Annotated in this window: 29 protein-coding genes; 10 read left to right on the top strand and 19 right to left on the bottom strand. The window is 62.8% G+C overall.

The window, feature by feature from the left end; translation table 11 throughout:
- Position 1 precedes the first annotated feature (1 nt).
- Positions 2–496 carry a flagellar basal body-associated FliL family protein gene (locus Q1J79_RS07440; protein ID WP_300298715.1) on the bottom strand — a complete coding sequence of 165 codons (495 nt, stop codon included), beginning with the start codon at positions 494–496 and terminating at the stop codon, positions 2–4.
- A gap of 234 nt (positions 497–730) precedes the next feature.
- Here Q1J79_RS07440 and flgF point away from each other — a divergent pair, with 234 nt between their 5' ends.
- From flgF to flgH, 4 genes are read left to right on the top strand one after another with little or no spacing between them, the layout of a single operon-like run.
- A complete protein-coding gene (flgF, locus tag Q1J79_RS07435; protein ID WP_300298712.1) occupies positions 731–1,459 on the top strand; it encodes a flagellar basal-body rod protein FlgF in 729 nt (242 codons plus the stop codon).
- A 25-nt stretch (positions 1,460–1,484) separates the two neighbouring features.
- Positions 1,485–2,270 (top strand): flagellar basal-body rod protein FlgG, encoded by a 786-nt coding sequence (gene flgG, locus Q1J79_RS07430; protein WP_300298709.1) that lies wholly within the window; start codon positions 1,485–1,487, stop codon positions 2,268–2,270.
- A 29-nt stretch (positions 2,271–2,299) separates the two neighbouring features.
- Entirely contained in the window at positions 2,300–3,073 is a 774-nt protein-coding gene (gene flgA, locus Q1J79_RS07425; protein WP_300298706.1) for a flagellar basal body P-ring formation chaperone FlgA, read from the top strand.
- 29 nt (positions 3,074–3,102) lie between these two features.
- Positions 3,103–3,879 carry a flagellar basal body L-ring protein FlgH gene (flgH, locus tag Q1J79_RS07420; RefSeq protein ID WP_300298704.1) on the top strand — a complete coding sequence of 259 codons (777 nt, stop codon included), beginning with the start codon at positions 3,103–3,105 and terminating at the stop codon, positions 3,877–3,879.
- A gap of 152 nt (positions 3,880–4,031) precedes the next feature.
- On the opposite strand, the gene dksA is transcribed toward flgH, so the two are convergent.
- Both dksA and Q1J79_RS07410 read right to left on the bottom strand, forming a co-directional pair.
- Complete coding sequence (dksA, locus tag Q1J79_RS07415) at positions 4,032–4,451, bottom strand: RNA polymerase-binding protein DksA (RefSeq protein ID WP_300298701.1); 420 nt, start codon at positions 4,449–4,451, stop codon at positions 4,032–4,034.
- Positions 4,452–4,609: 158 nt separating this feature from the next.
- Complete coding sequence (locus tag Q1J79_RS07410) at positions 4,610–5,140, bottom strand: flagellar assembly protein FliX (protein WP_300298698.1); 531 nt, start codon at positions 5,138–5,140, stop codon at positions 4,610–4,612.
- Positions 5,141–5,232: 92 nt separating this feature from the next.
- On the opposite strand from Q1J79_RS07410, the gene Q1J79_RS07405 reads away from it, so the two are divergent.
- Genes Q1J79_RS07405 through Q1J79_RS07395 form a run of 3 tightly spaced genes read left to right on the top strand, consistent with a single transcriptional unit; the run spans position 5,233 to position 7,453 of the window.
- Complete coding sequence (locus tag Q1J79_RS07405; RefSeq protein ID WP_300298695.1) at positions 5,233–6,570, top strand: flagellar basal body P-ring protein FlgI; 1,338 nt, start codon at positions 5,233–5,235, stop codon at positions 6,568–6,570.
- The gene (locus Q1J79_RS07400; RefSeq protein WP_300298692.1) at positions 6,570–6,899 is read left to right on the top strand and encodes a rod-binding protein; all 330 of its coding nucleotides are present in this window, start codon (positions 6,570–6,572) and stop codon (positions 6,897–6,899) included. The genes Q1J79_RS07405 and Q1J79_RS07400 overlap by 1 nt, the downstream gene beginning before the upstream one ends.
- Positions 6,896–7,453, top strand: a complete 558-nt coding sequence (locus Q1J79_RS07395; protein ID WP_300298689.1) for a hypothetical protein — start codon at positions 6,896–6,898, stop codon at positions 7,451–7,453. Before Q1J79_RS07400 ends, Q1J79_RS07395 begins: the two co-directional genes overlap by 4 nt.
- Positions 7,454–7,532: 79 nt before the next feature.
- Here the strand turns inward: Q1J79_RS07395 and Q1J79_RS07390 are convergent, their stop codons facing one another.
- The 11 genes from Q1J79_RS07390 to ccoN all read right to left on the bottom strand — a co-directional run bounded on the left by Q1J79_RS07390 (position 7,533) and on the right by ccoN (position 17,358).
- On the bottom strand, positions 7,533–7,985 hold the full coding sequence (locus tag Q1J79_RS07390; RefSeq protein ID WP_300298687.1) for a VOC family protein: 453 nt from the start codon (positions 7,983–7,985) through the stop codon (positions 7,533–7,535).
- 5 nt (positions 7,986–7,990) lie between these two features.
- Entirely contained in the window at positions 7,991–8,995 is a 1,005-nt protein-coding gene (locus Q1J79_RS07385) for a 2OG-Fe(II) oxygenase family protein (protein WP_300298684.1), read from the bottom strand.
- A gap of 166 nt (positions 8,996–9,161) precedes the next feature.
- A complete protein-coding gene (locus tag Q1J79_RS07380) occupies positions 9,162–9,359 on the bottom strand; it encodes a hypothetical protein (protein ID WP_300298681.1) in 198 nt (65 codons plus the stop codon).
- Positions 9,359–9,526: a cbb3-type cytochrome oxidase assembly protein CcoS gene (gene ccoS / locus Q1J79_RS07375; protein ID WP_300298678.1), complete on the bottom strand. Its 168-nt coding sequence runs from the start codon at positions 9,524–9,526 to the stop codon at positions 9,359–9,361. The genes Q1J79_RS07380 and ccoS overlap by 1 nt, the downstream gene beginning before the upstream one ends.
- Positions 9,523–11,925, bottom strand: coding sequence for a heavy metal translocating P-type ATPase metal-binding domain-containing protein (locus Q1J79_RS07370; RefSeq protein ID WP_300298675.1), 2,403 nt, complete (start codon positions 11,923–11,925; stop codon positions 9,523–9,525). Before Q1J79_RS07370 ends, ccoS begins: the two co-directional genes overlap by 4 nt.
- Positions 11,926–11,933: 8 nt before the next feature.
- Positions 11,934–12,419 (bottom strand): FixH family protein, encoded by a 486-nt coding sequence (locus Q1J79_RS07365; protein ID WP_300298672.1) that lies wholly within the window; start codon positions 12,417–12,419, stop codon positions 11,934–11,936.
- 40 nt (positions 12,420–12,459) lie between these two features.
- Entirely contained in the window at positions 12,460–13,923 is a 1,464-nt protein-coding gene (gene ccoG / locus Q1J79_RS07360; protein WP_300298822.1) for a cytochrome c oxidase accessory protein CcoG, read from the bottom strand.
- Positions 13,924–14,077: 154 nt separating this feature from the next.
- Positions 14,078–14,941 (bottom strand): cytochrome-c oxidase, cbb3-type subunit III, encoded by an 864-nt coding sequence (gene ccoP, locus Q1J79_RS07355; RefSeq protein WP_300298669.1) that lies wholly within the window; start codon positions 14,939–14,941, stop codon positions 14,078–14,080.
- Between the two features lie 4 nt (positions 14,942–14,945).
- The gene (locus Q1J79_RS07350) at positions 14,946–15,119 is read right to left on the bottom strand and encodes a cbb3-type cytochrome c oxidase subunit 3 (protein ID WP_300298667.1); all 174 of its coding nucleotides are present in this window, start codon (positions 15,117–15,119) and stop codon (positions 14,946–14,948) included.
- A 10-nt stretch (positions 15,120–15,129) separates the two neighbouring features.
- Positions 15,130–15,855 carry a cytochrome-c oxidase, cbb3-type subunit II gene (ccoO, locus tag Q1J79_RS07345; protein WP_300298664.1) on the bottom strand — a complete coding sequence of 242 codons (726 nt, stop codon included), beginning with the start codon at positions 15,853–15,855 and terminating at the stop codon, positions 15,130–15,132.
- A 12-nt stretch (positions 15,856–15,867) separates the two neighbouring features.
- Positions 15,868–17,358 (bottom strand): cytochrome-c oxidase, cbb3-type subunit I, encoded by a 1,491-nt coding sequence (ccoN, locus tag Q1J79_RS07340; RefSeq protein ID WP_300298661.1) that lies wholly within the window; start codon positions 17,356–17,358, stop codon positions 15,868–15,870.
- 286 nt (positions 17,359–17,644) lie between these two features.
- Between ccoN and Q1J79_RS07335 the strand changes: the two genes are divergently transcribed.
- Entirely contained in the window at positions 17,645–18,313 is a 669-nt protein-coding gene (locus Q1J79_RS07335; RefSeq protein WP_300298658.1) for a DUF2189 domain-containing protein, read from the top strand.
- Here the strand turns inward: Q1J79_RS07335 and Q1J79_RS07330 are convergent.
- On the bottom strand, positions 18,310–19,074 hold the full coding sequence (locus Q1J79_RS07330) for a sulfite exporter TauE/SafE family protein (RefSeq protein ID WP_300298656.1): 765 nt from the start codon (positions 19,072–19,074) through the stop codon (positions 18,310–18,312). The genes Q1J79_RS07335 and Q1J79_RS07330 overlap by 4 nt on opposite strands.
- 81 nt (positions 19,075–19,155) lie before the next feature.
- Here Q1J79_RS07330 and Q1J79_RS07325 point away from each other — a divergent pair, with 81 nt between their 5' ends.
- Both Q1J79_RS07325 and Q1J79_RS07320 read left to right on the top strand, forming a co-directional pair.
- Complete coding sequence (locus tag Q1J79_RS07325) at positions 19,156–19,725, top strand: hemerythrin domain-containing protein (protein ID WP_300298653.1); 570 nt, start codon at positions 19,156–19,158, stop codon at positions 19,723–19,725.
- A 227-nt stretch (positions 19,726–19,952) separates the two neighbouring features.
- Complete coding sequence (locus tag Q1J79_RS07320) at positions 19,953–20,543, top strand: cyclic nucleotide-binding domain-containing protein (protein ID WP_300298650.1); 591 nt, start codon at positions 19,953–19,955, stop codon at positions 20,541–20,543.
- A gap of 3 nt (positions 20,544–20,546) precedes the next feature.
- Here Q1J79_RS07320 and Q1J79_RS07315 read toward each other — a convergent pair whose 3' ends face one another.
- The 4 genes from Q1J79_RS07315 to Q1J79_RS07300 all read right to left on the bottom strand — a co-directional run.
- On the bottom strand, positions 20,547–21,110 hold the full coding sequence (locus tag Q1J79_RS07315; RefSeq protein WP_300298647.1) for a DUF4440 domain-containing protein: 564 nt from the start codon (positions 21,108–21,110) through the stop codon (positions 20,547–20,549).
- Positions 21,111–21,112: 2 nt separating this feature from the next.
- Positions 21,113–22,519: an FAD-dependent oxidoreductase gene (locus Q1J79_RS07310; protein WP_300298644.1), complete on the bottom strand. Its 1,407-nt coding sequence runs from the start codon at positions 22,517–22,519 to the stop codon at positions 21,113–21,115.
- On the bottom strand, positions 22,516–23,127 hold the full coding sequence (locus Q1J79_RS07305) for a cysteine hydrolase (RefSeq protein WP_300298641.1): 612 nt from the start codon (positions 23,125–23,127) through the stop codon (positions 22,516–22,518). The genes Q1J79_RS07310 and Q1J79_RS07305 overlap by 4 nt, the downstream gene beginning before the upstream one ends.
- Positions 23,124–23,889: hydantoinase/oxoprolinase family protein (locus Q1J79_RS07300; RefSeq protein WP_300298638.1), on the bottom strand; the 766-nt coding region annotated here is incomplete at its 5' end. The genes Q1J79_RS07300 and Q1J79_RS07305, both read right to left, overlap by 4 nt.

Genomic DNA, 23,889 nt, shown 5'->3' with positions numbered 1-23,889 from the left:
GTCACTGGATCAACATCTCCTTGAACAGCACATCGTTGATCTTGATCGGGGCGACCGCCTGATTAACGCGGATCAGCAGCTCTTCCTTCAGCCGATACAAACCAGCCGAACCGACCAGATCATCCGGACGCAGTTCGCGCAGATAGATCTGGAAATTGTCCGTCACCCGCGGCAGCAGCTCGTTCAGCTTCGGCGTTGCCAGCGGGTCATTATGCTCCAGCGCCACCTTGAGCTTCAGATAGGATGCCTGGCGGCCGGTGGAATTCAGGTTCACCAGAATATCTGGCAAATCGTAGAAAACCGTCACTTTCGGCGCTTCAGGCTTGACCTCTGCTTCCTCGCTCTTGCCTGCGAAGAGGAAGAAATAGGCCGCACCACCACCGCCGAGGACGAGCAGCAGCACAACGGCAATGGCGATGATGACGATCGCCCGCTTGCCTTTCTTCTTCTTGCCTTCGAGCTCTTCGCCCTCTTGGCCTTCGGTCTCGTCACTCATGCAGGCGAATCCCTGGCCTCTGCCGGTCCACTTCAGGCTGCCATTGGTAAGGCCCCACAGTTAACACTTTGTCACCGCCCGGCAGAATTTGCCGAGTCACCCTTCCCCGGCCCCGGCCAAAATGCCCATATCGTCCAAATTAACCAATTTTTTTGCCAATTTTCTGGGAAAAATAAACTTGGCACGTAGCCTGCAGAAGAAGGGGCAGCAACAGCTAAACGCGAGTTTGGTGTCATGGAAAACGCATCCTATATCGGCCTCTCCCGCCTCTCGACCATGCGTCGCGAGATGGACGCACTGGCCAACAACCTGGCGAATATGAATACCAACGCCTACAAGGGCGAGCGGGTGCTGTTCGAAGAATACCTGAAAGGGCCAACCCAGGGTAAAAAGGTCAGCTTTGTCAACGACTTCGCAGTTCTGCGCGATAACCGTGTCGGCAAGCTGGAGCAGACCGGCAATACCTACGACCTGGCCATCGCCGGCAACGGCTTTCTGACGGTCGATACCCCGCAGGGCCGCCGGTATACGCGCGACGGCCATCTGCGCCTGGATACCGACCGCCGCCTGGTGACCTCCGGTGGCCACCCGGTGCTCGATAACCGCGGCCGCGACATCATCATTCCGCCGGATGCCCAGGATATCCCGGTGATCGCCACCGACGGCACCATCACCGTTGGCCAGCAGCAGCTCGGCAAGATTGATCTGGTCACCTTCGAGAGCGAGCAGGAACTGCGCAAGACCGCACAGGGCCTCTACGCCACCACCCAGGAACCGCAGGTCGCTCCGGCCAGCAGCACGCTGGTGCAAGGCATGCTGGAAGCCTCGAATGTCGAACCGATCATCGAGATGACGACCATGATGGAATTGCTGCGGCAGTATCAGGGCACGCAGAGCCTGATGGATGCCGAGCACGAGCGCCAGCGCACCGCGATCCAGCGGCTTGGCCGCAGCACCACGTAAGTTTTAGAGAGCAGGAGAACCAACCATGCGTTCGCTCAGCACCGGCGCCACCGGCATGATGGCCCAGCAGCTCAATGTCGAGGTGATCTCGAACAACATCGCCAATATGAGCACGACGGCATTCAAGCGCCAGCGTGCGGAATTCCAGGACCTGCTGTACCAGAACATGCGCCGCCCTGGCTCGTCCTCGTCCGATGCCAACACCATCGTGCCCTCGGGCATCCAGATCGGCGTCGGCGTGCGTACGGCGGGCGTCTACCGTATTCACGAACAGGGCAACCTGACCACGACCGGCAATACCTACGACCTGGCGATCAGCGGCAAGGGCTACTTCCAGATCACCCTGCCCTCAGGTGAAACCGCCTATACCCGCGCCGGTTCGTTCCAGGTCAACGCCCAGGGCCAGATCGTCACAGTCGACGGCTACCTGCTAAATCCGGCCATCACCGTGCCGCAGGGTTCGCTGTCGGTCAGCATCGATGCCACCGGCATCGTGGAGGCGCGGATCGCGGGCCAGGCCAATGCCCAGCAGCTCGGCCAAATCCAGCTCGCCACCTTCATCAACGAGGCGGGCCTGGAAGCGACCGGCGACAACCTGTTCCTGGAGACCGCGGCTTCCGGCCAGCCGACCGTCGGCAATCCGAATGCGGTGGGGTTCGGCACCCTGCGCCAGGGTTATGTCGAAACTTCGAACGTCAATCCGGTTCAGGAAATCACCAACCTGATCACGGCACAGCGCGCCTACGAAATGAATTCCAAGACGATCACGGCGTCTGACGAAATGCTGCAGACCGCTACCCGGCTGCGCTGACGCACTGATCCGACACACGGAGATACGCCATGGCCCCGCTTCGCTCTTTCCTTCTCGCCGGTCTCGCCACTGCCGCACTGGTCCTGCCGCTGGCCCTGTCGCAGGCGGCTGCCGCGCAGACACAGCTGGCATCGGTTGGCAGTGGCGCCGGCCGCATCATCGGCGAACGCGAAGTGGCCAAGCGAATTGCCGGCCTGGTGCAGCAGCGCAATGGTGGCCAGCCGGTGGAAATCCATTTCCACGGCATGGACAATATCATCGAGGTGCCGCCGGCCGGTCAGGCCGTCCTGCAGGTCGAGAGCTTCTCCTTCGACTCGCGCAGTGGTCGCTTCATTGCCGCCCTGACCACGCCCGGCCGTGGCGAGGCCGTCCGTTTCAGCGGCCGTGCCCAGCCGATCGAATCCCTGCCGGTGTTGAAAAACCGCATTGCCGCAGGCCAGACGATCACCAAGTCCGATGTCGAATGGATGCAGGTACCCGCCGGCCGCTACGGCGGCGGGTATATCGACCGCATCGAAGACCTGATCGGCCAGAGTCCGCGCCGCCCGCTGGCCGCCGGCCTGCCGCTGCGTAGCGCCGATATCGGCACGCCCGAAGTGATCACCAAGAACAGTCTGATCACCATGGTGGCCCAGGGTCCCGGCCTGACCATCACCACGACGGGCCGCGCCATCGAAGCCGGCAGCCTGGGTGACGTGATCCAGGTGATGAATTTGCAGAGCAAGAAAACCGTGCAGGCGACGGTGACTGGCTTGAACCAGGTTCAGGTCATCACTGCACCCAGCCTGGTTGTGTTGAACTGATGAAAGCCGAGCAGAGAAGGATGATTACCATGCTCCGCCTCAACCCCGCCCCGCTCACCGCCACCCTGCGCCTTGCCGCCATTGCCGGCCTGGCCGTTACCATGGGTGCCTGCGGCAATCTCAGCCGCCTGGCCGATGTCGGCTCGGCGCCGCCGCTCAGCAAGATCGACAATCCGACGGAACAGCGTGATTACCGCGCCGTCAGCCTGCCGATGCCGGCGCCCGAAGTGACGCCGCGGCATGCCAATTCGCTGTGGCGCCCGGGTGCGCGCCAGTTCTTCAAAGATCCGCGCGCCACCAAGGTGGGCGACATCCTGACCGTCAACATCAATATCCAGGAACGCGCCCAGCTGCAGAACAATACCACGACCTCGCGCGACAACAGCGAGACGCAGGGACTGCCCAATTTCCTCGGTATCGAAGCCGCCGGCGGCGCGCTGGAACGCATTTTCAATGGCGTCGACGCCAGCAATCTGGTCGGCATGAGCTCGACGTCAGGCGTGCAGGGCCAGGGCCAGATCAATCGCCAGGAGCAGATTACGCTCAGCGTCGCGGCACTGGTCACCCAGATCCTGCCGAACGGCAACATGGTGGTGCAGGGGCGTCAGGAAATCCGGGTGAACAGCGAGATACGCGAATTGCTGATCAAGGGCATCGTACGGCCGGAAGACATCACGGCTACCAATACCATCACTCATACCCAGATGGCCGAAGCGCGGATTTCCTATGGCGGTCGCGGCCAGCTCACCGACGTCCAGCAGGGTCGCTGGGGTCAGCAGATCTTCGACGTAGTCTTCCCGTTCTGATCGGGAGCATCCACCCCGCCCGCAATGCGGGCGCGCCAGAACGTGCGTCAGGACCGCAGGAAGCGGACCGCGGCAAAACGCCAGGGGTGTGGAAAACGCAAAAGGCCGGTCAGAAGACCGGCCTTTTCGTCATTCCAGCTGGCCGGAAGATGCTACATGTCGTCGCGATGGGTACGCTCACGACGCTCGTGCCGTTCCTGGGCCTCGATCGACAGCGTGGCGATCGGACGGGCCTCAAGGCGCTTGAGCGAGATCGGCTCGCCGGTCTCCTCGCAATAGCCATAGGAACCGTCCTCGATCCGTTTCAGCGCCGCATCGATCTTGGAGATCAGCTTGCGCTGGCGATCGCGGGTACGCAGTTCCAGAGCCCGATCGGTCTCGGTCGAGGCACGATCGGCAATATCCGGTTCCTGAGTTGTGTCCTCCTGCAGATGCTGCAGGGTTTGGTTGGATTCCCGCAGAATTTCTTCCTTCCAGGCCAGCAGCTTGCGGCGGAAGTATTCCTTCATGCGCGGGTTCATGAAGGACTCACTCTCGGTCGGCCGATAATTCGCCTTCAATTGGATACCCATGTAAGAGACCCTCCAGGCGCCGCGGCGACTCCGGGACCCCCGGCCGCGGCGCGCGGGAGTATATGAATCGACCCCGTCCGGAGCAAGGCCGTCGAACTGCCTGGAAGCCTTTGATTTTTTGAAAAAATTGCGAAACGTCCGAATACGGATTAACAGATTCAGAGCCCGAGCTTGGCTAATTCAACCTCGCAACGGAGTTCGATTTCGGCCACAAGCTCGGCCAGTTTGGGGTCTTCGATCCCCATTTTCTCGGTGCGCAGGGCCTGGGCCAAAGCCTGCAACCGAGACGCCGGCATCCGGCCTTCCAGCAGGCCATGGCGGATCTCATCAAGCTTTTCCAGCAATGTGGAGCCGCGCCGGAACGCACGCTGCCGATTCTGCCGTCCGGCCTGATCATCCACGGCCTGGATGGTCAGCATGGCATCCAGAGCCGCCATCGGCGCGGCCTGCGCCACCTGGCCGGCAGGCTTGTCGGCGCCTTTCAGCAGGCTGGCAAAGCTGGGGCCGCCGGCACTGCCGCCGCCGCTCGTACGCTTGGGAGCCCCCGGCGCAATACCGCCTGGGCCTTTGATTTTATCGATGCTCATGGGATTTGTGATCCGTCCTGTTTTGCATCGTGCCCGATAAGACTGACCGGGTAAAGCCGGCATTTTTTGCCGCATGCAAAGGTGAACTGGATATAAAATCATGCGTTTTCAACACATTAACCATTGGCACGTCCTTCGCATTACAAAGCACGAACAGCGGTCCTTGCGACCGCGAGAGTAAAGGAAGACGCGAAATGTCCAGCTTCGCCCGTGATCGCATCCAGACCCTGCTGCACCGCCTGGCCCGGACGGCCCTGGCTTGCAGTCTTCTGCTGGCGGCCGTCACAAGCGGCACCGCCCAGGGCGCCTCGCGTATCAAAGACATCGCCGATTTCGAGGGCATCCGCGACAACATGCTGGTCGGCTATGGCCTCGTGGTCGGTCTGGATGGCACCGGCGACAGCCTGACCAACGCCCCGTTCACCCGCCAGAGCCTGCAGGCGATGCTGGAACGGTTCGGCGTCAATATCCGCGATGCCGGCACTTTCCGCACCCAGAATCTTGCCGCCGTGATGGTGACGGCTTCGCTGCCGCCCTTCTCGCGTCATGGCAGCCGCATCGACGTGAATGTCTCGACCATGGGCGATGCCAAGAGCCTGCAGGGCGGCACCCTGCTGGTTACCCCCCTGCTCGGCGCCGACGGCGAGGTCTACGGTGTCGCCCAGGGCGCCATCGCGATCAGCGGTTTCAAGGCCCAGGGCGCCGCCGCCCAGGTCACCCGTGGCGTGCCGACCTCGGGTCGTATCGCCAACGGTGCCATCGTCGAGCGCGAAGTCGGCTTCGAACTTGCCTCGCTGCCGGTGCTGCGTCTGGCCCTGAAAAATCCGGATCTCACCACGGCGCGCCGGATCAGCCAGGCGGTTTCGACCCTGGCCGGTACCCCGACGGCACGCGCGCTGGACCCCAGCACCGTGCATATCGACATTCCTGAGCGTTACCGTCGCGACATCATCGGTTTCATGACCGAAGTCGAGCAGTTGCAGGTCGAGCCCGACCAGATGGCCCGCGTGGTGATTGATGAGCGCTCTGGTACCATTGTGATGGGCCCGAATGTGCGCATCGATACCGTCGCCATCGCCCAGGGCTCGCTTACCGTCCGCATCACGGAAACCCCACAGGTTTCGCAGCCGAGTCCCTTTGCACCTGGCCCAGCCAGTGTCGCCAGCATCGCCGGCACGTCGGCCAGCACCGGCACCGTGCAGGTTCCGCGTATCGGCCCGGATGGCCTGCCTGTGAAGGATGCGTCTGGCAATTTCGTGTTCGACACCATCACCCAGGCAGTGCCCGGCACCGGCACGCCCACCGTGGCCGGCCAGATCGGCGGCGGCGCGCAGACCGTGGTGGTGCCGCGCACCGACATCCAGGTCGATGAGCAGGCGGATCGCCGCCTCGGCATCCTCAAGCGCGGCGTCTCGCTGCAAGAACTGGTTGATGGCCTCAATGCCCTCGGCGTCGGTCCGCGCGACATGATCACCATCCTGCAGGCGATCAAGGCCGCAGGCGCGCTGCAGGCCGAAATACAGGTGATGTGATGTCGACCCTGGTCTCTTCGCCCGCCATCAACTCCTACGCCATCGAGCAGGCGCGCACCGATCGCCTGCGCAGCGACACGGGCGGCCGTGCAACCGGCGGCGCCCGCAAAGCAGCCGAGGACTTCGAGGCATTCTTCCTCACGCAGTTCTTTGAATTCATGTCCAAGGATCTCAAAACCGATGGTCCGATGGGTGGCGGTCAGGCCGAAGCGACCTGGCGCTCCTTCCTCAACGATCAATACGGCCGCGAGATGGCCAAAAGCCGCGGCATCGGTATTGCCGATATGGTCTACGATCAGATGCTGAAAATGCAGGAGGCGCAGTCATGAACAATCGCCAGCAGAATTCCGCCGGACGCCCGCAGCCGCTCAATGCGCGCACGGCTCAGCGTCTGGGTATCGATAACAGCCCGCGCCCTGCCGATAATTGCGGGCCCGGCGCCGTGCCGCCCACGGTTCCGGAGCTGAGCGATCTGGTGATCCAGCTGAAAGACATCATGCAGGAAGAAACTGCGATGCTGGAGCGGTATGCCTATGACAACCTGCCCCGCACCACCGAGCAGAAGCGGATCATTGCCGGCCTGCTGCGTGACAAGCAGAAGGTGCTACGCCAGCACCCCCATGCTCTGCACGATGCTCCGGAGGAAGAGCGCGAGACCCTGAGGCGCCTGCTGGGCGAGATGCAGGAAATCGGCAAACGCAACGAGATCGTGGTCCGCACGGCGCGCGATGCCAACAAGATGCTGCTGGATGCCGTGATCCGCGGCGCTACCAAACAGAGCCAGCTCGGCACCGGCTATGGCCGTACCGGCGCCATGACCGCCCTGACCACGAATTACGGCGCCCGGCAACCGGTATCGCTGTTCAGCAACGAAACCTGCTGAGGCCTGTTTCCGTTTCCCCCCGCCAGTACCCACCTGCCCCGCACGGCCTCGCCGCTGCGGGGCTTTTCTTTCTACCGGCCTAGACCGACCGCCTGCCATCGGGCAGCTCGTCATAGGGCGTGCGATGACCGATGCGATGATTGACCCGGAATACGTTCCCTTCCGGATCGGCCAGAACCGCCTGCCATGCATTGTAATAGGTCAGGTACGGCTCTTTCAGCACCGAGCCGCCAAGCCGCCGGCACCCGGCGACGGCACGATCGATGGCGGCTTCGCTGTCCAGTTCGATGGTGAAATAGCTTCCCAGCGGCAGGGGCTGGTCATCCGGCGGCCGGCGCGATTGCAACGCCAGCAGATCGTAGGCCTCGGGTGCATTGAAACCCAGTTCCGTGCCATTGGCATCCAGGCAACGGTAAATCGGCGAGCGATGCGCCTGGATTTCCGTAAACCCGAACAAAGCCGTATAGAAAGCTGCCTGGGCGACGATGTCGCGGGCAAACAGATTGACATAAGCCAGTCGCGCGGCGGCCATGATGATCAGCTCACCTTACGGTCGTAAGTTCGATTGAACATCTCCATCATATGCTCGCCCGCCTGGCAGGGCGAATAGCGCACCGGACGCTCGGGTCCATTGCAGCCGGGCAGACATTCGATCCGCGCATAATGGTCGGGCGTGTAGAAGAACGGCACCGAATAGCGGTCGCGTGCCTGGCTGTGGTGATTGAGTACCCGATGCATGTTCGAGCGATAGAAATCGTTGGTCCAGCGCTGCACCATATCGCCCAGATTGATCACGAAGGTGCCGGGAAGCGGTGGTGCTGCGATCCATTCGCCGGCCGCATTCTGCACCTCAAGACCACCGGCATCGTCCTGCAGCAGCACCGTGAGACCGCCCCAGTCGGTATGAGCGCCGGCCCCAAGCTGATTGAACCGGGCCCGCTCGGGCTGCGGCGGATAATGCAGCAACCGCATCACGGCATTCGGCCGTTCAAACATCGGGACGAAATGATCTCCCGGAAGATCGAGCGAGCGGGCCAACAGCATCAGCAGGCGGTCGCCCAGCGACCGCAGAGCGTCAAAATAGGCCAGCATCTGCCGGCGAAACCCGGCCCCGGAAAAACCTGCTGCCTCGCCTGGCCAGAGATTGCCGCCGTAACCGCGGATGCCGGCCCGGAGATAGGCGTCATCGTCGGGCAGATCGGCCGTGTAATAATATCCCTCTTTCAGGTCGGGCGGCGAGCCGGCATCCAATACCTGGCCGGCCAAGGGCTCATAGCCAACCAGGCTGCGTGAGCGTTTCATCTCCAGCCCGGCCTTGACGTCAGCCGGCAAGGCAAAAAAACGACGGGCCCAGAGAAACTGGCTGTCGATCAGGTCGGCCGGTACGCCGTGGTTGGAAATATAGAAAAAGCCGGTATCTCGACAGGCTTTGTGGATTTCCCAGGCGATGGCATCGATCGCTGCGACATCGCCGCCAGTGCTGCCCGATATATCAATGACGGGCAGTGCCCTGACGGTGGCAGGCGGCGTGTATATGAGCATGAAGCATTCCCCGCATTGACATGACGACCATCGCTACGGTCGCCTGCGGGGATATGCAGCAATGATGCCAGCCGAACGAGCCAGAATCACATGATGCCGCTGCTGAAGGCGGCATCAGTCCTGATCAAAAGCGCGGCAACGCGCCCAGATCGCGCCCAAGTCTCGCTCAGGCTACATCCTCGTCGTGGCTGCGGTTGATCGCCCAGAAATCGTAGAACACGGCGAAGGCGGCCAGCGCGAGGCCAAAGGCCTGCATGCCGGCATCCCTGGCGCCTGCGGCAAGAACAACTCCAAGCAGGCCAAGCACCGTCACCAGCGCGGCGATCACCCAGTATCCCATCACGTTCATGGCATTCGCGTTCATCACTTGCTCCTTTCACGTAATTCTGCATCAGCATCATCGAACAGTACGCGGCGGCCGGCTCCTTCGAGATCATCCATCTGGCCGGCTTTCAACGCCCAGAGGAATCCGAACATGCCGAGCAGGCCGAGGCCGAGCGCCGCCGGAATCAGAAACAGCAGGATAGTCATGCGTTCTCCTTCCGCCGCCCAAGATCAAGCCGCAGGGCATTGCCGACCACCAGGATGGAGGAACTCGACATCGCGATGGCGGCAATCAGCGGCGTGACCAGACCGGCAATCGCCAGCGGCACGGCAAACATATTATAGATCAGCGCCAGAACCAGATTCTGCTGCGCCAGATTGCGGCTGCGACGGGCAACACCAAGGAATTCCGGAACGGCAGCCAAGCGCTCGCCCTGGAAAACCGCATCAGCCGCATTCTGCGCGATATCGAGACCTGAAGACGGCGACAGCGAGGCATCTGCCTCGGCCAAAGCCACCGCATCGTTCAGTCCGTCGCCCACCATCAGCACATGACAGCCCCGTTGTTTCAGCGCGGCAATCGCCGCCGCCTTGCCACGCGGATCGATGCCGGCCTGCCATTCCGCGATGCCGAGCTGATCGGCGACGACGCCCACCGCCATGGCATGGTCGCCGGACAGGATCGCCAGCCGGAACCCGGCCCTGCGCAAACCATCAATCGTGGCGCCGGCATCGCTACGCAGTGTATCGCGGAAACGGAAGCGGCGCGCCGCATGGCCCGAACGAGTAAGCCACAATTCGGAATAGCCGTCGGCTGGCCGCGCATCGACACCGGCAAAACGCGCATGCCCGAGCCTGATTTCGCCATCCGGCGCCTGCAGCCGCAGCCCCTGGCCGGGCAGTTCCTCGACGCCATCGGCTGGAGCCACGTCAGCACAGGCCACCAGCAATGCCTTGCAGAGCGGATGGCGGCTTCGCGCCGCCAGCCCGGCAGCCAGGCGCAAGGCCTCGGTATCGCTGGCATCCTCTTCCAGCAGCCGCGGCTGGCCCAGGGTGAGCGTACCGGTCTTGTCGAAGACGATGGTGTCGATGGCGGCGGCCCGCTCCAGGGCGGTCGCCGATTTGAGCAGGATGCCGCGACGCATCAGGCGGCTGCTGGCCACCACCTGCACCACCGGCACGGCCAAAGCCAGGGCGCAGGGACAGGTGATGATCAGCACGGCAGCCGCAATCAGCATGGCGCTACGCCAATCGGCATCGCCGATGAAAATCCAACCGAAGAAACTCAACAGCGCCGTGGCATGCACCACAGGTGCATACCAACGGGCAACGCGCTCGGCGAGGCGCACATAACGATCCCGCCCCTGCTCGGCCGCCTCCATCAGGCGGGCGATTTCGCCCAGCAGGGTGGCGCTCCCCACGGCGGAAACCCGCAGGGTCAACGGCGCGTCCAGATTGATGGCGCCGGCGAAGACGCTGGCACCGGGCGCGGCAGGCTGCGGCAGGGTTTCACCGTTGATCAGGCTGGCATCCAGCGCCGACTGCCCTTCAATCACCACGCCATCCACAGGAATCCGCTCACCCGCTGCGACCAGAACGCGGTCGCCAACGGCCACCAAGTGCGCCGGCCGCTGGGCGATGCCCGCATCGGTCATCACCGCCACCGGCTTTGCCGTCCAGGCCACCAGCCGCTGCGCCGTGCGGCGGGCGAAGCCGCGCGCCCGCAGATCGAGATAACGGCCGACCAGCAGGAAAAACAGCAGCGTGACGGCAGCATCGAAATACGCATGCGGCCCCGAGCGCAGCATCTCGGCCAGACTGACCACCACGGCGAGAGCGACGCCGATGCTGATCGGCACGTCCATGTTGGTGCGACCCTGGCGCAGTACCGCAAAGGCCGAGCGATAAAACGGCCGGCCTGCATAGGCGATGGCCGGAATCGCAATCAGCGCTGAAATGGCATGGAACAGGTCACGGGTGGCTATGCCCATCTCGCCGACATGGCCGGACCAGACCGAGACCGAGAGCAGCATGATATTGGCGGCGGCGAAACCGGCCACGGCCATGGCCCGGAGCAGATCACGCTCTTCGGCGCTGCCAATCTTCTCTGCCGCGTCGGACGTCAGGGCCAGACAGCGATAGCCCAGACGGGTGACAATCGTCGCCAGATCATTGACCAGCGACGCTCTTCCCTTCCAGGTCAGCGTCAGCCGCCGGGTGGCCGCCGACAGGCGCGCCTGCTGCACGCCGGGCTGCGCCCGCAGAGCCTGCTCAATCAGCCAGAGGCAGGCTGCGCAATGCATGCCTTCAACAAGGAATTCGACCCGGCAGGCGCCATCGGGGCCAGCCTGGACAAATTCACACCAATCTGCAGCCTCGGCATCGGCCGGGGTCGGCGCCGCGACATCCCGCAACGCGTAATACCGTTCCAAGCCAAGCCCTTTGATCAGCGCATGGGCGCCGGCACAACCGCTACAGCAAAAAACCGGCTGCCCAGTCTCCGCCTTACCAACGACCGGTGCGCCGCAATGGGCACAAACCGCCTGGGCTACCGCGGTGGCAGGCGGCGGCTTGGTCGCTTCGGAAGACAGAGCGGCAAGCGCCATGCCTGACCTCAGCGGATCAGCAGGCGTTCAGCGGCAGAAAATTCCTGGCTGCCGCGGCGGGCTGTAAGATGCAGATCCCAGGCCCCCTGTTTCGGGAGTTGTACCTGACTGCGATAGCGACCGGCGCCGACGGCCTCGAAACTGATCCGTAGCGGCGGCAGGTTTTCGACCGGACGCTGCAACTCGCCATCCAGCGCCAGGCCGTCCAGAGGCGTCTTGCCTGCATCCACCCAGCGCATCTCAATCATCACCGCATCGGCAGCCGGCACCGCCGAGACCTCGTAGCGCCAGCCCAGCCTGGCCTGAGCCTCGAGTTGCGCCTTGGTCTGGTTGTACTCCAGTCCCTTCTTGTAGGGATGCTCGACCACCAGCCCGCTGAATGTGCTGCTGGCATAGACGATGAGCGTCGTATTGACGGCGATCACGACGGCAAAGCCGCCGACGAACAGCCAGGGAATCCAACGTCCCCGCGGTGAAGATGGTTTCTGTGCCATGGCAATAGCCATTATAGCGACTCCGTACGGCCTGAAAGCATCAATTCGGCGCGTTGAAGGTGGATTTGTAGCCGGTCAGGCGGCGCCCCTGCTCATCGACCACATTGAAGCGCAGGGTCGTCGAGGATTCCTTGATAACCTGACGTGGCGCTTTCACAAAGACGCGGTAATCGCCGACGTCATCTGGAGGTACGGTGACAGGCAGGCGGCTTGACGGGGCCTCACCCTCGCCCGCCAGAAACATAGTAGCCTGCGGAATGCCCTCGATGGTCAGGTACAGCGTACGCTCATCCCGGGTCTTGTTGAGCAACTTGATCGTATAGCCGTTGCGCAGCGAGCCGTCCGAAAGCGTGACATAAAGAGGCGCACGGTCATGCAGCACGTTCATCTCCCAGCTGGCGCGGGTGAGCAGCGCACCGGCCATGATGGCCGCTACCAGCACCAGCATGGCGGCATAGATAACGGTGCGACTGCGGATCAGCTTGAGGATGGTCGGCTGCTTCTGGGCCCGGCGCTCAAGGTTGGCGATCGAGACGAAGTCGATCAGCCGCTGGGGCCGGTCGACCTTGGTCATGATCTCGTCACAGGCATCAATGCACAGACCGCAGCCGATGCATTCGAGTTGCATGCCATCGCGGATATCGATGCCGGTAGGGCAGACATTCACGCAGGCCCGGCAATCGACGCAGTCACCACGCCCTTCCCAGCTCTCGCCGGCCTTGTGCTTGCCGCGAGCCTCGCCGCGCCAGCCCTGATAGGTAACTGCCAGGGTATGCTCGTCCTGCATCGCCGCCTGGAAGCGCGGCCACGGGCACATATAGGTGCAGACTTGTTCGCGCGCCCAGCCCGCCAACAGATAGGTGGTGCCCGTGAACAGGCCGAAAAAGAAATAGGTGCCGCCGGAAGCGTCGCCGGTAAAAATCTCGCGCGTCACGGTTGGGGCATCCTGGAAATACATGATCCAGGCGCCGCCGGTGGTGGCGGCGATCACCAGCCAGACTGCATGCTTGGCCGTCTTGCGCCAGGCCTTGTTGAAGCTGAAAGGCTGCTGGTCCAGCTTGATGCGGGCGTTGCGATCGCCCTCGATCCAGCGCTCGACCAGCATGAACAGATCGGTCCAGACCGTCTGCGGGCAGGTATATCCGCACCAGACGCGGCCGAACAGAGCGGTGGCCAGAAACAGCGCCACGGCACCGAGGATCAGCAGGCCGGTGAGGTAATAAACTTCCTGCGGCCAGATTTCGATCCAGAAGAAATAGCCGCGACGACCGGCCATATCGAGGAGCAGCGCCTGATCGGGAGCATTGGGACCCCGGTCCCAGCGAATCCAGGGCGCAATGTAATACGCCGCAAGGCAGGCGATCAGGATCGCCCATTTGATATTGCGGAACCGGCCGGAAACGGCGCGTGGATAAACTTTGACGTAATCGGAATAGAGTGAAGGGGCAAGCAACCCCAGCATCGCATCGGCGCGATTCTTAGTCTCGGGGGCCATCTGGTTCATGTCGGTCACTCGCACCCTCATGCGCTGCTGGTCTGAATCCCGGATCTCCTCCCCGATCCGTTTTTCCGGAACTTAGTGCGCTGTGTACAGATTTAATCTGTGGCGTTTGGGCGCAGCGGCAATACGCCGCTGCGCCCCGCCATCTCATTAAGCCTTATTCGCCACCGCCCAGGGCATGGACATAGAGCGCCAGCATCTTGATCGTTGCGTCGTCGAGGCGCCCGGCCCAGGCCGGCATCACGCCGCCGCGGGAATAGGCGATCGACTGCACCACGACCGCCTTGTCGCCGCCGTAGAGCCAGATCTTGTCGGTCAGGTTCGGCGCGCCGACTTCCCGCATGCCTTTGCCCTGTTCGCCGTGGCAGGAGGCGCATTGCTCGGCAAAGAGCTTGGCGCCGTCGGCATTCGGCTTGTCGAGCCCCGACAGCGACAGGACATGCTGCGCCACCGCCTGAATCTGCGGCATGGTCAGCAGACCATCGGCCAGGAAGCGCGGCATCTGCGATACCCGGGTGTCATCGTCATTGGTCGAGCGGACGCCATGCTGCAGGGTCATCTGGATATCCTCCAGCTTGCCACCCCACAGCCAGTCGTCGTCGGCCAGGCTGGGGTAGCCTTTGGCGCCGGTCCCGCCGGACTGATGGCAGGGCGCGCAATTCTCGGCAAACAACACGCGGCCGCCGGCCAGGGCAAAGCGGTTAAGGTCGGCATCGGCCTTCACCGCCTGGATATCCAGCTTGGCGATCTGGTCGCGATACTGCGCCTGTGCCCCACTGGCCTCTTCCAGCCGCTTGGCCACGGCGTCGCGCTGGGTATAGCCAAGCACGCCACCGAAATGACTGCGCAGATACGGTACCGAAGGATACAGCACCATCCATACCGCCGAGAACAGCACGCAGGCATAGAACACATACAACCACCATTTCGGCAGTGGATTGTTCAGTTCCTTGATGCCGTCCCATTCATGGCCGGTCGTTTCCGTGCCGGTGACTGAATCTTTTTCGATCTTGGTGGGCATCAGATCACTCCTTCTCGATGCCGTTGTGCGAGGCGCCGTCGCGCAGCGGGATTTGCCCGCGGGCTTCCCATTCCTTGCGCTTGGCGGGCCACATCACCCAGGCGATGATTGCGGCGAACAGCAGGAAAAACCACAGCGTCCACAGCGATTTCAGATGCGGATAGATGGCCTGCAGCATGACAGCCCCCTTACTGGCGGAGACTGCCGGGCTGCACCTTGTCGAATTCGACAAGGGTGCCAAGCATCTGCAAATAGGCGACCAGGGCATCCATTTCGGTGATCTTCTCCAGATTGCCGTCAAAATCCCCCAGCCGCGCCTTGGGATAGCGGCCGATCACGGCATCGGTATCGGCATCTGGCGTGGTCTGCGTCTCCAGGTCCACCTTGGCGTTCTGGATCATCGCGTCGCTGTAGGGTACGCCGGTGACACGCAGAGCCTTCAGGTGGTCGGCGATGTCGGCATATTGCAGCGGGCGGTCCGCCAGGAAGGCATACGGCGGCATGATTGACTCCGAAACCACCGCACGCGGATCCTTCAGATGCTCGACATGCCATTCGTTGGAATACTTGCCACCAACGCGAGCCAGATCCGGACCCGTACGCTTCGAGCCCCACTGGAATGGATGGTCGTACATGCTTTCCGCCGCCAAGCTGTAATGGCCATAACGCTCGACCTCATCACGCAGCGGGCGGATTTGCTGGCTGTGGCAGACATAGCAGCCTTCGCGGATATAGATGTTGCGGCCGGCCAGTTCGAGCGGTGAGTAAGGGCGCATGCCCTGAACGCGCTCGATGGTGGTTTCGATGGTGAAGAGCGGGACGATCTCGACCAGGCCGCCGATGGCGACCGTGATCAGGACCAGAACGACCATGAGGATCGAGTTCTTCTCGACGATTTCGTGACGATAGGCCATGTCCGGCTCTCCTTACTCTGCCGCCGCCGACTGGGCGGGTGCGCGGACGATCGGCGTTTCATCGCGGACATCGCCGCGCGCCGTGCGCCACAGGTTGTAGACCATGATCAGGGCGCCGGTCAGGAACAGCAGACCACCAGTGGCACGGATCACGTAGAAGGGATGCATCGCCTGCACGGTCTCGACGAAGGAATACTGCAGGAAGCCAAGATTATCGTAGGCGCGCCACATCAGGCCCTGCATGATGCCCGAGACCCACATCGCGCTGATGTAGAGCAGGATGCCGATGGTGGCGATCCAGAAGTGATACGACACCAGCCGGATGGAATAGAGACCTGCCCGCTTCCACAGCACCGGCACGAGGTAATACAGCGCGCCGAAGGTGATGAAGGCATTCCAGCCCAGCGCACCAGAATGCACGTGGCCGATGGTCCAATCAGTGTAGTGGCTGAGGCCGTTCACCTGCCGGATCGACATCACCGGCCCCTCGAAGGTCGACATGCCGTAGAAGGCCACGGCGGTGACCGAGAAACGCAGCGCCGGATCGGTGCGCAGCTTGTCCCAGGCGCCCGACAACGTCATCAGACCGTTGATCATGCCACCCCAGGACGGCATCCACAACATCACCGAGAAAACCATGCCGAGTGTCGCGGCCCAATCAGGCAGCGCGGTGTAATGCAGATGGTGCGGGCCGGCCCAGATATAGAGGAATATCAGGGACCAGAAGTGCACGATCGACAGACGGTAGGAATAGACCGGGCGGTTCGCCTGCTTGGGAATGAAATAATACATCATCGCCAGGAAGCCGGCGGTGAGGAAGAAACCCACCGCGTTATGGCCATACCACCACTGGGTCAGTGCATCCTGTACGCCTGAGAACAGGGCGTAGCTCTTGGCACCAAAGAACGACACCGGGATCGCCAGGTTGTTGACGATGTGCAGCATCGCGATGGTGACGATGAAGGCCACGAAGAACCAGTTGGCCACATAGATATGCGGCTCCTCACGCTTCATAAGCGTGCCAACGAAGGCCACGAGATAAACCACCCAAACCAGGGTAAGCCACAGATCAACGAACCATTCCGGTTCAGCGTATTCCTTGCTCTGGGTAATTCCGAAAATGTAACCCAGCGCCGCCAGCACGATGAAAAGCTGGTAACCGAAAAACAGGAACCAGGCGACCGCTGGGCCGCCGAACAGGCGGGCGCGGCAGGTACGCTGGACGATATACAGCGAGGTGCCGAGCAGCGCGTTGCCACCGAAGGCAAAAATCGCCGCCGAGGTGTGCAGCGGCCGCAGACGGCCGAAGGTGGTCCATTCCAGCCCCAGATTGAGCACGGGATAGGCCAACTGGAGAGCGATAAAGACACCGGCGGCAAAGGCCGCGACGCCCCAGAAGATCGTCGCGATCACAAAGGCCCGAACGGCATCTTCAACATAGGCCTCGGAGCGCGCTCCTGTGGCCAAAGTGGCGCCCGGCTGGGCTGCAGCTATAGCTGTCATGGATTCCTCACATTAACGGCTGGCGATTCGGGGTCCCCCCGCCAGCGTTGGGATACTTCACCGGGCCGGCTCGACCGGCATTGACTCATGTCAATATCAGCCCCTCCCCTCCGAGCAAAATCAAGGTTATACTGCGACGCGGTGACGCAGGCGGCAAATCCAATAAGCCGCCAGGAGGAAATTCATGATCAGCGTAAGCGAACCGATTCCCGCGAATCAGCCTCAGCCGGTGCGGCAGATACAGAATGACCGCCCCTGGCACTGGCTGGCTATGGGCTGGCGTGACATGACCCGCACCCCTCAGGTTAGCCTAGCTTATGGCGCCGGGCTGGTCATTGTCAGTTATCTGCTGGTACTGGGCCTGTGGCAGGCAGACTTGGGTTACCTGGTCCTGCCAATGGCGGGCGGGTTTTTCCTGATCGCGCCACTGATTGCGATCGGACTGTATGACACCAGTCGCAGATTGCAGCTGGGCGAGTCGGTAAATCTGGCCAGCGCCCTGACCAGCTGGCGGCGCCCCGTGCAGATCGCCAGTTTCGGCATTGTCCTGCTCTTGATCCATTTCGCCTGGACCCGCGTTGCCCTGCTGTGGTTTGCGCTGTATTTCCACGGCGAAACCCCGCCGCTTGATGCCGTGCCGTTCTACCTGATCGAGGCGCAGAATCTGCCCTTCCTGGTGATCGGAACCCTGATCGGTGGCGCATTCGCCATCAGCGTTTTCGCAGCTTCCGTGGTCTCACTCCCCCTGCTGCTAGACCGGGATATCGATGTAATTACGGCCATCATTATCAGCGTGCGGGCCGTGCTGCGGAATCCAAAAGCGATGGCCCTGTGGGCCGGCCTGATCGTGCTGTTCACCGCTGTTGGCCTGGCCACGTTCTTCATCGGCCTTGGGCTGCTGTTTCCGCTGGTGGCCCATGCCACCTGGCATGCTTATCGGGACCTAGTGGCCTAGCCGACGAACCAACGCCAGGCCATCAGGCTGGCCAGCAGGGCGTTGAACAGCAGAACGGGAACCAGCCACAGGCGCAGTTGCCGGCGCAGTTTCTGGCCGGCAGCAGCGCCAAGCACGCCGACCACCAGCAGGGCCGGCACAGTCCCGACGGCAAAAGCCGCCATTCCGAGAGCGCCCAGCTGCCAGTCGCCGCTGGCTCCGGCCATCAAAAGGGCCGTGTAAATCAAGCCGCAGGGCAGGAACCCCAGACCGAGGCCAAGAACATAGCCCGTCATGCCGGTCGGCCGGCTGAATAAGGGGGCAAACAGTTTCTGCCAGCCCGCTGACAGCGCCCCGCCACCTGCGAAAGCCAGCCTCGGCGCCCACTGGAACACCGCCATTACCAGAAAAACCACAGCCATCAGGGATAACGCGATGCCCGGCAGGCGGCTGAAGCTGGCCAGCCACTGCACGCCACCGCTCAAGCCCCCCGCCATTCCGCCCAGCAGGGCATAGGTAGTGCCACGGCCGAGATGATAGGGCAGCAGCGCAACGCCCTGCAGACGGGTCAGGCGGGTCATCGCGCTCAGATCGGTGGCGGCCAGCCGGCTGCCAACTTGGGCCAGGACAAACGGCCCACACATTCCCGCGCAATGGGTGAATCCGCCGATGATCCCCAACAGCAGCAGCCCGAGCGGCAGGCCAAATGCAAAGACCCCCGGCGCGGCATCGCCATGAACCAGGGCGGTGCAGGCAGACAGAAAAGCAGACCAATCAAACATGCGCGGACTATAACTCCGGAAGGCTGACAGGTGTTGATCCGGATCAATGCAACTGGTGACTCGCCCCCATAGCGTACCGGCATGGACGCGAACCGTAATATCCAGCAACTCCGGCCGGCACCGTCGCCAGCGATGCTGCAGATATTAATTGCACTGCATAATGATAGCGAGGCGATATCGCCTCTGGAAATGCTGGTTGGTCAGCGCCTGAACCTGACCGCCTTTTGCGCTGTGCTTAACGCTCTGCCGAATGTGGCGGCACCGATGGTGCGCGCGCTGGCTCCGGGAATTGCCGCTTTTCTGCGCCAGGATTACCCGACCATGCTGGCCGAGGAAGAAAACGGCCTGCTACCCGCCCTGCGTCGTCGTCTGCTGCTCGGCGACGATCTGGATCAGGTGATCGACCAACTGATTGACGAGCATCAACGGGATCGCCAGCAAGCCAGCAGCCTGGCGAGCCGTTGCGAGGAAGTTGCAACGGGGGTCGATGACGACGACCTTGTTGTGCTTTGTGCCGCCTTACGCTCGTTCGCCGAGCACCAGCGGCGCCATCTGGCTTGGGAAGATGCGACAATTTTACCTCTGGCGCAGGTCCGTCTGACGGCGGATGATCTGGCCCGGTGGCATAAGGCCATGTGCCGCCGCAACTAGATTTTAACTCGCGCCTATCGACCGATATGCGCTCAGCTTGATGACTGATACCAGTCTGAGGGATTTCCATGGGCAATGTTCACAGTTTGCCGCTGCCGGCCGCCCGGCAGGCCACGACTGCGAAAGCTGCCGATCCATGCGTGAACTGCACGGCCCGGAGCCTGACCATCTGCGCTCCGCTGAGCCCGCAGGAACAGGCTGAGGTCGCGGGTCTCTCCACCGGCATGGTGATCAAGCCGCGCCAGATGATTTTCCATGAAGGCGATGAGGCTACCCACGTCTTTAATATCACCAGCGGCAGCGTTGCCCTGTCGAAATCAATGGCCGATGGCCGTCGCCAGATCACCGGCTTCCTAGGCGCCGGCGATTTTCTTGGTTTCGGCGCTGGCACGGAATATTCCCTGAGTGCGGAAACTCTCACGGATGTTCACGCCTGCCGCTTCACGCGCCGGAATTTCCAGCAGTTGCTGGAACGAGTTCCCGTGCTTGAGCATCGGTTGCTGTCGCTTGCGGAAACCGAACTTGAAACCGCGCAGAACCAGATTCTGCTGCTCGGGCGCAAGACCGCCATGGAACGCATCGCTTCGTTTCTGCTGCTGCAGATGGAGCGCGCGGAAAACCGCGGCATGACCACCACACCACTGCTGCTGCCCATGACCCGCGCCGAGGTGGGCGACTATCTCGGCCTGACGATTGAAACGGTCAGTCGCTGTTTCACCAAGCTGCGCAAGGCCAATATCATCAGCCTGCTTAGCGCCGATCGCGTCTGCATCAATCTGCCGGAAAAGCTGGCCGAATTGGCTTCGCCCAGCAGCTAGACCTCAGAGCGCCGCTTTCGCGGCATCGAGATCGTTCCACACCATCTGGTCCGCCAGCAGACCACCGCGGATCGTGAAGCGGTCGATGAATCGCACGCCCGCGAAGACTGCGCCATCGGGCCACACCCCTTCCAACGTGCCATAACAATAAACCACGGCATGATCCATGCTGGGCACCGTGTCGAACCGCTCATAGACCTTGCCGACCCGCTGGTAGCGCGGCTTCGCCCATTCGATCAGGTCTTCCAGTTTGGTAAATCGCGCACCACCCGGAAACACCATGGCAAAGCTCGGCGCCAGCAGGGCTTTGGCAGCGGCAAGGTCGCGACGCTCCATGACGGCAAGGTAATCGCGCACAATCTGCTCAGGCGGCGGCGGTGGAGCTTTCGGCGATTTGCGTTGGTTGCCGCGCCGATAGTTGCTGGCCTTCACTTCCTCGATAACGGCCGTGATGCCATCGGGCACCGCATCCAGCACCGTGCGCGTCACCGCGCTGTAGCCTTCCAGCAGGCGGTCGCGCACCGCCTCGTCATACCCTTCGATCAGGGTCACGCGGATCACCGGCATGGTCAGACTCCCCGTTTGACAAGCGCCGCAGCCGTCCGGCCGGCCTTGGCGCCAAGCACCGCCGCCGCCAGCAGGCCATTGCCCGACAGATAACCGTCGCGGCCACGCCCCGAGATGCCGCAGGCAGCGCCTCCACCGGCCAGCAGATTTGGCAAAGGCCGACCATCCGCACGTAGTACGCGGGCATCGGCGTCGATGCTCAGACCGCCCTGGGTATGGAACAGCGCGCCAGTGACCTTCACGGCATAAAAGGGCGCCGTCAGGGCCGGCTTGGTCGTGAAGTCGCGGCCGAAACGATCGCTGCCCTGCCCCGCCGCCAAGGCCCGGGTTTCGTCCAGCGTCGCGGCCAGCGCGGCCGGCGGCAGGCCGCAAAGGTCGGCCAGCGCCGCGATGCTGTCTGCGGTTTTCACCGCGCCACCCTTCAGCGCGTCGCGGTAATCCTCGAAATCGAGACCCAGCCTGTGCAGGCGCTCATCGAAGATGTTCCAGGCCACGCCGCCCGGCTGGGCAATCACCCGCATGGCCTGTTCGGAATAGCCGTCATGCTCGCAGGAGAACCGCTCGCCGTTGGCATTGACCTGGAAGCCGCCTTCCATCATCAGGGCCCAGGTGATCAGGATGGCATGCGGCATCGCCAGCGAACCATGACCCTGATAGGCGCCCAGATTCCTCACGGCGGCGCCCAGTTGCTCGCCCCACAGCAGCGCGTCGCCGCGATTGCCGGTATGGCCGTAATACTGGGCACCCTTCAGTTCCGGGATGTGGCGCGCCAGCAGGTCGGCATTGCCGCCGAATCCCGAACAGGCCAGGATCAGCGTATCGCAGCCGATGCGCTCATGGCTGCCATCGGGCCGCTGCAGCTCCACGCCCCGCACGCAGCCATCGGCATCGGCGAACAGCGTCGTAACCGCAGCATCGCAGACGATATCGATGCCGGCGGCATTTGCCGCCGCCAGCAGGCCGGCAACCAGATCAGCGCCGCTGCGCGAGGCCGGCGCATGCATGCGCGGCTTGCTGTGGCCGGGATAGAGAAAACCCTCCACCAGGGTGAGCGGTACATGATGGGTTTGAACTAGCCAGTTCACCGTGGGGCCGGAGGCGGCGCAGATCGCCGCCACCATTGCCGGATCATTTTCGCCATGGGCCTTGGCCTGGATATCGGCGGCCATGATCTCGGGCGTGTCGTCGACACCGCGCGCCGCCTGCAAAGCCGTACCGGCGGCCGGAATCATGCCCGACGACATGGCCGTCGAGCCGCTGGGCGACGGATCGCGCTCCAGCACCAGGACATCCGCTCCGGCATCATGGGCGGCCAGCGCCGCCGTCAAGCCGCAGGCGCCACCCCCGATCACCAATACCGGAATCTCAAGCGGGAAATCGATGCCCGCGGTCGGCAGGACTCTGCTCATGCCGCATTGATCAGCGCCGTTGCCTCGGCGCAGGTCAGTTTCGGCGCGATGGTGCCGAGTGACGCGATGCTGGCCTCATGCGCCTCCTTCGAGAAGGCCGCGCAGCCATCGGTCAGCAGCATGGCATGGAAATCGCGCACATGAGCATCGCGCAACGTGCTGGCGACGCCACCATTGGTGACGATACCGCCGACCAGCAATGTGTCGATCCCGACCTTACGCAGAACGAATTCCAGTCGCGTCATATAGAAAGCGGAATAAGCCACCTTCTCCACCGTGAAATCGGCCGGCGCCAGTTCGTCGATCAGGCTATGGCCCCAGGTGCCGGGTTGGAAATCGCCCTTGGCCAAGAACGGGCGCAACTGTTTCAGATGCGGGCTGATCAGCGGCTCGCCAGCCCGGCCCGGCACCAGGGTAAACTGGGTCGAGACGATCCAGCCGCCCGCCGCCCGCATCGCGTCGGCCACCGATTTCATGTTGGCGATCAGCGCCGCCGCGCCTGGCAGGTTAGCCCCGCCACGGGCATAGGCGCCATCGGCATGCAGGAAATCGTTCTGCAGATCGACGATCAGCAAAGCGGTGCGTTTCAGATCCAGCCTGGCGCTCATGCGGACTTCCGCTTCACGATCAGGTTGCCGAACCCGTCCACCTCGCCCACCAGATCGGGTTCGATCAGGATCGTGGTATCAGGCTGCTCCAGGATGGCCGGACCGGAGATAATGGCACCGAGCGGCAGTTCCAGCCGGCGATAGATGCCGGCTTCGTGCCAGGCGCCATCGAGCCAGACCTGGCGCGTGGTGCGCTTGGCGGCTTCGACCGAGCCTCCCTTGGGCGGCGCCAGCAGGCCAAGGTCGAATTTCTTGCGCCGGCCGATGGCCGCCACGCGCAGGTTCAGCACGCGGATGCCGATCTTTTCCAGCACGCGGCCGAAGGCGGCGGCATAGGCGGCCTCGAAAGCAGCCTTGATGCCCTCGCGGGTCAGTATTGCCGGCGTGGTGAAATCACCGGGCAGCGGCACGGCCACGGTGTGCGTCTGGCCGAGATACGACATATCGAGCTCGACCGCGATGCTGCGGCCCTCGAAAGCAATACCAGCCTGATCAAGCAGCCGCGTGCCTTCTGCCGCTGCCTCACCGATGGCCGCATCGAGGATGGCCGGATCGGTGTCGTCCAGGGTCTTGTTCACCGTGCGCACAAAATCGTGGCGCATATCGGCGATCACGCAGCCCAGCGCGGATGTAACGCCGGGGAAGCGCGGCACCAGCGCCGAAGCCAGGCCAACTTCCTTGATCAGCGCACCGACATGCAGCGATCCGCCGCCGCCAAACTGTCTGGTGCACGTTTCGCCTTGCTGCGCGGCCCGATTGCCC

Origin of the sequence: Ferrovibrio sp. (assembly GCF_029255545.1) — a bacterium.
Taxonomy (GTDB): Bacteria; Pseudomonadota; Alphaproteobacteria; order Ferrovibrionales; family Ferrovibrionaceae; genus Ferrovibrio.
This window is presented reverse-complemented; position numbering and strand designations above follow the sequence as displayed.